An 8,059-nucleotide genomic window follows, 5' to 3' on the forward strand; every position below is an offset into this window, starting at 1 on the left:
TGTTTGAGCGAGAATTACTCGTCTTCCAGTTCGATGTTGATACCCAGCGAACGAATCTCTTTCAACAGTACGTTGAAGGATTCTGGCATGCCCGGTTCCATCTGATGGTTGCCGTCTACGATGTTCTTATACATCTTAGTACGACCGTTCACGTCATCAGACTTAACGGTGAGCATTTCCTGCAAGGTGTATGCTGCGCCGTATGCTTCCAGCGCCCACACTTCCATCTCCCCGAAGCGCTGACCACCGAACTGAGCCTTACCACCCAGCGGCTGCTGAGTAACCAGGCTGTAAGAACCGGTAGAACGAGCGTGCATCTTGTCGTCGACCAGGTGGTTCAGTTTCAGCATGTACATGTAACCTACGGTTACCGGACGCTCGAACTGTTCACCGGTACGGCCGTCAAACAGCGTAATCTGACCAGACGTTGGCAGACCACCCAGTTGCAGCAGCTCTTTAATTTCAGCTTCTTTTGCACCGTCGAATACCGGCGTTGCAATTGGCATACCTTTGCGCAGGTTCTCTGCCAGACGCAGCACTTCTTCATCGCTGAAGGTGTTCAGGTCGACTTTCTGACGAACGTCGGTACCCAGATCGTAGGCACGCTGGATGAACTCGCGCAGTTTCGCGACTTCCTGCTGCTGTTTCAGCATGGCGTTGATCTTATCGCCGATACCTTTCGCAGCCATACCCAGGTGGGTTTCCAGAATCTGACCGATGTTCATACGAGACGGTACGCCCAGTGGGTTCAGTACGATATCTACCGGCGTACCGTTAGCATCGTGCGGCATATCTTCGATCGGGTTGATCTTAGAGATAACACCCTTGTTACCGTGACGACCTGCCATCTTATCACCAGGCTGGATCTGACGTTTAACAGCCAGATACACCTTAACAATCTTCAGCACGCCTGGTGCCAGATCGTCGCCCTGAGTGATTTTGCGGCGTTTCGCTTCGAGTTTTTTCTCGAACTCGTGTTTCAGTTCGTCATACTGCTCAGCCAGCTGTTCCAGCTGATTCTGTTTCTCTTCGTCGGTCAGGCCCAGTTCCAGCCAGCGATCGCGTGGCAGTTTGTCGAGCTTCTCAGCTTCAACGCCACCGGCAACCAGCACCGCATAGATACGGCTGAACAGACCTGCTTCGAGGATTTGCAGTTCTTCAGACAGGTCTTTCTTAGCCTGTTTGAGCTGCATCTCTTCGATTTCCAGCGCACGCTTATCTTTCTCAACGCCGTCACGGGTGAAGACCTGAACGTCGATAACCGTACCGGAAACACCGTTTGGTACGCGCAGAGAAGAGTCTTTAACGTCAGACGCTTTCTCACCGAAGATAGCACGCAGCAGTTTCTCTTCTGGCGTCAGCTGGGTTTCGCCTTTCGGCGTGACCTTACCAACCAGAATGTCACCGCCGGTCACTTCCGCGCCGATGTAAACAATACCGGATTCATCCAGTTTAGAGAGCGCAGCTTCACCCACGTTCGGGATGTCAGCGGTGATCTCTTCTGGCCCCAGCTTGGTGTCACGGGACACACATGCCAGTTCCTGAATGTGGATGGTGGTGAAACGATCTTCCTGAACCACACGCTCGGAGACGAGGATGGAGTCTTCGAAGTTGTAACCGTTCCACGGCATGAACGCTACGCGCATGTTCTGACCGAGCGCCAGTTCACCGAGGTCGGTGGACGGACCGTCTGCCAGCACGTCGCCGCGCTCAACTGGCTCACCCAGAGACACACATGGCATCTGGTTGATACAGGTGTTCTGGTTAGAACGGGTGTATTTGGTCAGGTTGTAGATGTCGATACCCGCTTCGCCCGGATACATCTCGTCTTCGTTAACTTTGATAACGATACGGGATGCGTCAACGTACTGAACGGTACCGCCACGCTTAGCAACTGCTGTAACACCAGAGTCAACGGCAACAGCACGTTCCATACCGGTACCAACCAGCGGCTTATCAGCACGCAGAGTTGGAACGGCCTGACGTTGCATGTTCGCACCCATCAATGCACGGTTGGCGTCATCGTGTTCCAGGAACGGGATCAGGGACGCACCGACGGATACCACCTGCTGGGTGGATACGTCCATGTAGTCAACCTGGTCGCGGCTGAACAAGCTGGATTCGCCTTTGCTACGGCAGGTAACCAGATCTTCTACAAAGTGGCCTTCGTCATCCAAGTTGGAGTTCGCCTGAGCGATAACGTAGTTGCCTTCTTCAATAGCAGACAGGTAATGAATTTCGTCAGTAACAACACCGTCGGTCACTTTACGATACGGGGTCTCGAGGAAACCGTATTCGTTCGTCTGTGCGTACACGGACAGGGAGTTGATCAGACCGATGTTTGGACCTTCAGGCGTTTCGATTGGACATACGCGACCGTAGTGAGTCGGGTGTACGTCTCGAACTTCAAAGCCTGCGCGTTCACGGGTCAGACCGCCTGGGCCGAGTGCGGAGATACGACGTTTGTGCGTGATCTCAGACAGCGGGTTGTTCTGGTCCATGAACTGAGACAGCTGGCTGGAACCGAAGAACTCTTTCACTGCCGCAGAAATCGGCTTCGCGTTAATCATATCCTGAGGCATCAGGGTATCCAGATCGCCCAGAGACAGACGCTCTTTCACCGCACGCTCTACACGTACCAGGCCAACGCGGAACTGGTTTTCCGCCATTTCGCCTACGGAACGGATACGACGGTTGCCGAGGTGGTCGATATCGTCCACTTCGCCTTTACCGTTACGGATATCGATGAGCTTCTTCATCACTTCAATGATGTCGTCTTTGCTCAGGATACCGGAACCTTCGATCTCGTCGCGCAGCAGAGAACGGTTGAACTTCATACGACCAACCGCGGACAGATCGTAGCGGTCTTCGGAGAAGAACAGGTTCTCGAACAGGCTTTCAGCCGCTTCGCGAGTTGGTGGCTCACCAGGACGCATCATGCGGTAGATTTCGACCAGCGCGCTCAGACGATCGTTGGTTGGGTCGACGCGTACAGTCTCAGAGATGTACGGACCGTGGTCCAGATCGTTGGTGAACAGCGTTTCGATACGTTTGTGGCCAGACTGGCTCAGCTTAGCCAGCAGATCCAGGCTCAGCTCCATGTTCGCCGGGCAGATCAGCTCGCCAGTTGATTCATCAACGTAATCTTTCGCGGCTACTTTTCCTGCAATGTATTCAACCGGAACTTCGATGTGTTTGATATCATCTTTTTCCAGCTGGCGGATGTGGCGCGCGGTGATACGGCGACCTTTTTCCACATACACTTTGCCGTCGGCTTCGATGTCGAACGACGCGGTCTCACCACGCAGACGTTCCGGCACCAACTCCATCTGCAACTTGTTGTCGCGGATTTCAAAGATCACTTTCTCAAAGAACAGGTCCAGGATCTGCTCAGTGGTATAGTTCAGTGCACGCAGAATGATGGTTGCAGGCAGCTTACGACGACGGTCGATACGGACAAACAGGTTGTCTTTTGGATCGAATTCGAAGTCCAGCCATGAACCACGGTAAGGAATGATGCGTGCGTTATACAGTACTTTACCGGAAGAGTGCGTTTTACCTTTATCGCTGTCGAAGAAGACGCCCGGGCTACGGTGCAGCTGGGAAACGATAACACGCTCAGTACCGTTGATAACGAAAGTACCGTTGTCCGTCATGAGTGGAATTTCACCCATGTAGACTTCTTGTTCTTTAATGTCTTTTACGGTGCCTTCCGGCGCTTCGCGCTCGTAGATCACCAGACGCAGTTTTACGCGCAGCGGTGCGGAATAGGTCACGCCACGGATCTGACATTCCTGAACGTCAAACACCGGTTCGCCAAGGCGGTAGCTGACGTACTGCAGCTCGGAATTACCGCTGTAGCTCTGAATCGGGAACACGGAACGGAAGGCTGCTTCCAGGCCGTACTGCCCTTCAGGATCTTGCTCGATAAACTTCTGGAACGAGTCAAGCTGGATAGAAAGGAGATATGGAATGTCCAGAACTTGTGGACGTTTACCAAAATCCTTACGAATACGTTTTTTCTCGGTATAGGAGTAAACCATAGGGTTCCTCAGCTCGCTGACAAGTCGACCCATCTGTCCGACGAAGGGACAGTTTGTGCAACACCATTTTGTGGACCGGAAAATTGAATACTTTCCGCAATACCTGTTGCTATCACGCTTAAACCATTTCATTGCGATTTACACAGAGCGAGCACCCTGTCGCAGTATATTAAGTCGTCGATAGAAACAAGCATTGTCAGGACAACCAGCAGTCAAACAGTGTGAAATGCTGCTGATGCCTTACAGCGCAAAAAGGCTGGTGACTAAAAAGTCACCAGCCATCAGCCTAATTGCTTAGGCTGCAACCAGAAAAGTTGGCTTATTTAACTTCAACTTCAGCGCCAGCTTCTTCCAGAGATTTTTTCAGTGCTTCTGCGTCGTCTTTGCTCACGCCTTCTTTCAGCGCAGCTGGTGCAGATTCTACCAGGTCTTTAGCTTCTTTCAGACCCAGGCCAGTTGCGCCACGTACTGCTTTGATTACAGCAACTTTGTTCGCGCCAGCAGCTTTCAGAATTACGTCGAATTCAGTTTTTTCTTCAGCAGCTTCAGCCGGGCCCGCAGCTACAGCTACAGCAGCAGCAGCAGAAACACCGAATTTTTCTTCCATTGCAGAAACCAGCTCTACAACGTCCATTACGGACATAGCTGCTACTGCTTCAATGATTTGATCTTTAGTGATAGACATTTAAATTGTTCCTGAAAATCAGAATAAGTTTATACGTAAGCAAATGCTTTATAAAGATAACTGCGATTAAGCAGCTTCTTTCGCATCGCGTACAGCAGCCAGAGTGCGAACCAGTTTGCCAGCCGCAGCTTCTTTCATGGTTGCCATCAGGCGTGCAATTGCTTCTTCGTAGGTCGGCAGGGTTGCCAGGCGATCGATTTGCGATGCCGGGATCAACTCACCTTCAAAGGCTGCAGCTTTGACCTCAAATTTTGCATTCGCTTTCGCGAACTCTTTGAACAGACGAGCAGCAGCGCCCGGGTGTTCCATAGAGTATGCAATCAGGGTCGGACCAACAAACGTGTCTTTCAGGCACTCGAACTGAGTACCTTCAACTACGCGACGCAGCAGGGTGTTACGAACAACACGCATGTATACGCCAGCTTCACGACCTGCTTTACGCAGTTCAGTCATTTTGTCTACAGTAACGCCACGGGAATCCGCAACTACTGCAGACAGCGCGCCTTTGGCTACTTCGCTGACTTCAGCAACAATCGCTTGTTTGTCTTGAAGATTTAAAGCCATTAGCTTTGCTCCTGGATGTTTGCCGGAACTCATGTTCCGGAACTCACTTCACTCGACCCAACGGGAAGAGCGTCTTAATACGGTGAGCAGAAACAAGCCAGAGTATTTAAAATAATCTTAGCGTTCTGTCACCGTCTACGCAGGGGATTAAGTTTCTTGCGAAACACCTGCGGTCTTCGACGGAGGCCTGGATAGGCCAGGCTCCAACGAACAATTCTTTTAGCCGCTAACTTTTGTTAGCAAACGTGGGGGTAAGATTGTAGACAAAATCACCGCCCACGTAAAGGCATTAGTTTGCAGCAGCGCTCAGGCCAGCCTGGTCAACTGCAACACCTGCACCCATGGTGGTGGAGATGCTAACTTTCTTGATGTACACGCCTTTCGCCTGAGTTGGTTTTGCTTTTTTCAGCGCAACCAGCAGAGCTTCCAGGTTTTCTTTCAGTTTGTCAGCGTCAAAGTCCACTTTACCGATGGTGGTGTGGATGATGCCGTTTTTGTCGTTACGGTAACGAACCTGACCTGCTTTAGCGTTCTTAACCGCTTCAGCAACGTTAGGCGTTACAGTACCCACTTTCGGGTTTGGCATCAGGCCGCGTGGACCCAGAACCTGGCCCAGCTGGCCAACAACGCGCATTGCATCTGGAGAAGCAATAACAACGTCAAAGTTCATTTCGCCTTTCTTGATCTGATCAGCCAGATCTTCCATACCTACCAGTTCAGCGCCGGCAGCTTTAGCAGCTTCAGCGTTTGCACCCTGAGCAAATACAGCTACGCGTACGGAACGGCCAGTACCGTGTGGCAGTACAGTTGCGCCACGAACGTTCTGATCGGATTTACGAGCGTCGATGCCCAGGTTAACGGCAACGTCAACGCTTTCAACGAACTTAGCAGTTGCCAGTTCTTTCAGCAGAGCGATAGCTTCGTTGATGTCGTACTGTTTGGTCGCATCAACTTTGTCACGGATCACGGACATGCGCTTGGTCAGTTTAGCCATTTCTTAGTCCTCCACTACCAGGCCCATGGAACGTGCAGTACCTTCGATGGAGCGAGTCATCGCTTCAATGTCGGAACCAGTCATGTCGGCAGCTTTGGTCTGCGCGATTTCCTGCAACTGAGCGCGGGAAATTTTACCCACTTTGTCTTTGTTCGGCTTACCGGAACCAGACTTGATGCCCGCTGCTTTCTTCAGCAGAACTGCTGCTGGAGGGGTTTTGGTAACGAAAGTGAAAGAACGGTCAGCGTAAACAGTGATTACAACTGGGATTGGCAGACCTTTCTCCATGGATTCAGTTTTGGCGTTGAACGCTTTACAGAATTCCATGATGTTCACACCCTGCTGACCCAGAGCTGGACCAACTGGTGGACTTGGGTTCGCCATACCTGCTGCAACCTGCAGCTTGACGTAGGCTTGTACTTTCTTAGCCATTCTAAAATCCTCTGATTGGGTAATAACGCCTCGGAGAGGCTCCCCGTGAATAAAATTCGTTTTACGGGTCGGGACCCATAAAAACAAAAGGCGCGAAATTGTATTCCAATCTCGCGCCCTGTGCAACGATTAAATCGTCGCTTTTTTGATCGCTGCTTAGGCTTTTTCTACCTGAGCAAAGTCCAGCTCTACCGGGGTCGCACGACCAAAGATAGAAACGGAAACTTTCAGGCGGGACTTCTCGTAGTCCACTTCTTCGACGACGCCATTAAAGTCAGCAAACGGACCGTCGTTAACACGAACCATCTCACCCGGTTCAAACAGCGTTTTCGGACGCGGTTTATCACCAACCTGCTGGAGGCGGTTCATAATCGCATCAACTTCTTTGTCGCTGATTGGCGCCGGACGGTCAGATGTGCCGCCGATAAAGCCCATCACGCGTGGTACGCTGCGCACCAGGTGCCAGCTCGCGTCGTTCATCACCATCTGAACCAGCACGTAACCCGGGAAGAATTTACGCTCGCTTTTGCGACGTTGGCCGCCACGGATCTCAACCACTTCTTCGGTCGGAACCATAACTTCGCCAAATAACTCTTCCATATTGTGTAATTTGATATGCTCACGCAGCGACGTAGCTACGCGGCCTTCAAAACCGGAAAACGCCTGAACGACGTACCAGCGCTTTTTAGGGGCTTCAGACATCTCAGAACCTCAGGCCAGTGATAAAGGATACCAGGCGAACCAGAATACCATCCAGTCCCCACAGGATCAGTGACATTACAGCGGTTACCGCCGCTACAATCAGCGTGGTGTGCAATGTTTCCTGGCGAGTCGGCCAAATGACCTTGCGGACTTCGGTACGCGCTTCGCGGGCAAACGCAACGGTCGCTTTGCCTTTCGTCGTCAACAGCGCGACACCACCCGCCGCAGCAATCAGAATTACCACTGCAAGCGCGCGTAGCGGCAGCATCATGTCACGATAAAGATAGTTGCCGACAATCGCCACAATCAGCAGCACGGCTACAACTACCCATTTCATCGCTTCCAGGCCGCGCCCGCTCCCTTGAGCTTCGGTATTCGCACTCATAAACCAACCTGTCAGAAGTATTCTACAAACATTTTCACCCCGCGAGCGCGAGGCAAACCAATCGAAATGCTATTCGCTTTTCGTATTATACGCTCTCCGCAGAGCCTGTCTCAGCAATGATTATGACAAAATTAATCACTGATGAGCCAGGTTCTGATGTGAAAGCGTGCAAAAAGGGCATCAAATGATGCCCTTTTATTGCGCATTGCGTCAAATGTTATCAGCGATTAGCCGAGAACTTTAGCAACAACGCC

At 51.5% G+C, this 8,059-nt stretch carries 7 protein-coding genes; all 7 read right to left on the minus strand.

Annotated features, from left to right (window positions below):
* Positions 1 to 14 precede the first annotated feature (14 nt).
* On the minus strand, positions 15 to 4,043 hold the full coding sequence (gene rpoB, locus INF61_RS10405; RefSeq protein ID WP_015569976.1) for a DNA-directed RNA polymerase subunit beta: 4,029 nt from the start codon (positions 4,041 to 4,043) through the stop codon (positions 15 to 17).
* A 319-nt stretch (positions 4,044 to 4,362) separates the two neighbouring features.
* On the minus strand, positions 4,363 to 4,728 hold the full coding sequence (gene rplL, locus INF61_RS10410; RefSeq protein ID WP_002445276.1) for a 50S ribosomal protein L7/L12: 366 nt from the start codon (positions 4,726 to 4,728) through the stop codon (positions 4,363 to 4,365).
* 66 nt (positions 4,729 to 4,794) lie between these two features.
* A complete protein-coding gene (gene rplJ, locus INF61_RS10415) occupies positions 4,795 to 5,292 on the minus strand; it encodes a 50S ribosomal protein L10 (protein WP_003862338.1) in 498 nt (165 codons plus the stop codon).
* Between the two features lie 289 nt (positions 5,293 to 5,581).
* Positions 5,582 to 6,286, minus strand: a complete 705-nt coding sequence (gene rplA / locus INF61_RS10420; protein ID WP_006810530.1) for a 50S ribosomal protein L1 — start codon at positions 6,284 to 6,286, stop codon at positions 5,582 to 5,584.
* Positions 6,287 to 6,289: 3 nt separating this feature from the next.
* On the minus strand, positions 6,290 to 6,718 hold the full coding sequence (rplK, locus tag INF61_RS10425; protein ID WP_003862340.1) for a 50S ribosomal protein L11: 429 nt from the start codon (positions 6,716 to 6,718) through the stop codon (positions 6,290 to 6,292).
* A gap of 156 nt (positions 6,719 to 6,874) precedes the next feature.
* Entirely contained in the window at positions 6,875 to 7,420 is a 546-nt protein-coding gene (gene nusG, locus INF61_RS10430; RefSeq protein ID WP_003862341.1) for a transcription termination/antitermination protein NusG, read from the minus strand.
* 1 nt (position 7,421) lies between these two features.
* A complete protein-coding gene (gene secE / locus INF61_RS10435) occupies positions 7,422 to 7,805 on the minus strand; it encodes a preprotein translocase subunit SecE (protein ID WP_003862342.1) in 384 nt (127 codons plus the stop codon).
* Between the last annotated feature and the right edge of the window lie 254 nt (positions 7,806 to 8,059).

Origin of the sequence: Enterobacter cloacae complex sp. P18RS (assembly GCF_014982105.1) — a bacterium.
GTDB classification, from domain to species: Bacteria; Pseudomonadota; Gammaproteobacteria; order Enterobacterales; family Enterobacteriaceae; genus Enterobacter; species Enterobacter hormaechei_C.

What these genes read in the sequence shown, in the direction of transcription:
- rplL (WP_002445276.1), bottom strand. Translation starts at nt 4,728, where the DNA reads ATGTCTATCACTAAAGATCAAATCATTGAAGCAGTAGCAGCTATGTCC.
- rplJ (WP_003862338.1), bottom strand. Translation starts at nt 5,292, where the DNA reads ATGGCTTTAAATCTTCAAGACAAACAAGCGATTGTTGCTGAAGTCAGC.
- rplA (WP_006810530.1), bottom strand. Translation starts at nt 6,286, where the DNA reads ATGGCTAAACTGACCAAGCGCATGTCCGTGATCCGTGACAAAGTTGAT.
- rplK (WP_003862340.1), bottom strand. Translation starts at nt 6,718, where the DNA reads ATGGCTAAGAAAGTACAAGCCTACGTCAAGCTGCAGGTTGCAGCAGGT.
- rpoB (WP_015569976.1), bottom strand. Translation starts at nt 4,043, where the DNA reads ATGGTTTACTCCTATACCGAGAAAAAACGTATTCGTAAGGATTTTGGT.
- nusG (WP_003862341.1), bottom strand. Translation starts at nt 7,420, where the DNA reads ATGTCTGAAGCCCCTAAAAAGCGCTGGTACGTCGTTCAGGCGTTTTCC.
- secE (WP_003862342.1), bottom strand. Translation starts at nt 7,805, where the DNA reads ATGAGTGCGAATACCGAAGCTCAAGGGAGCGGGCGCGGCCTGGAAGCG.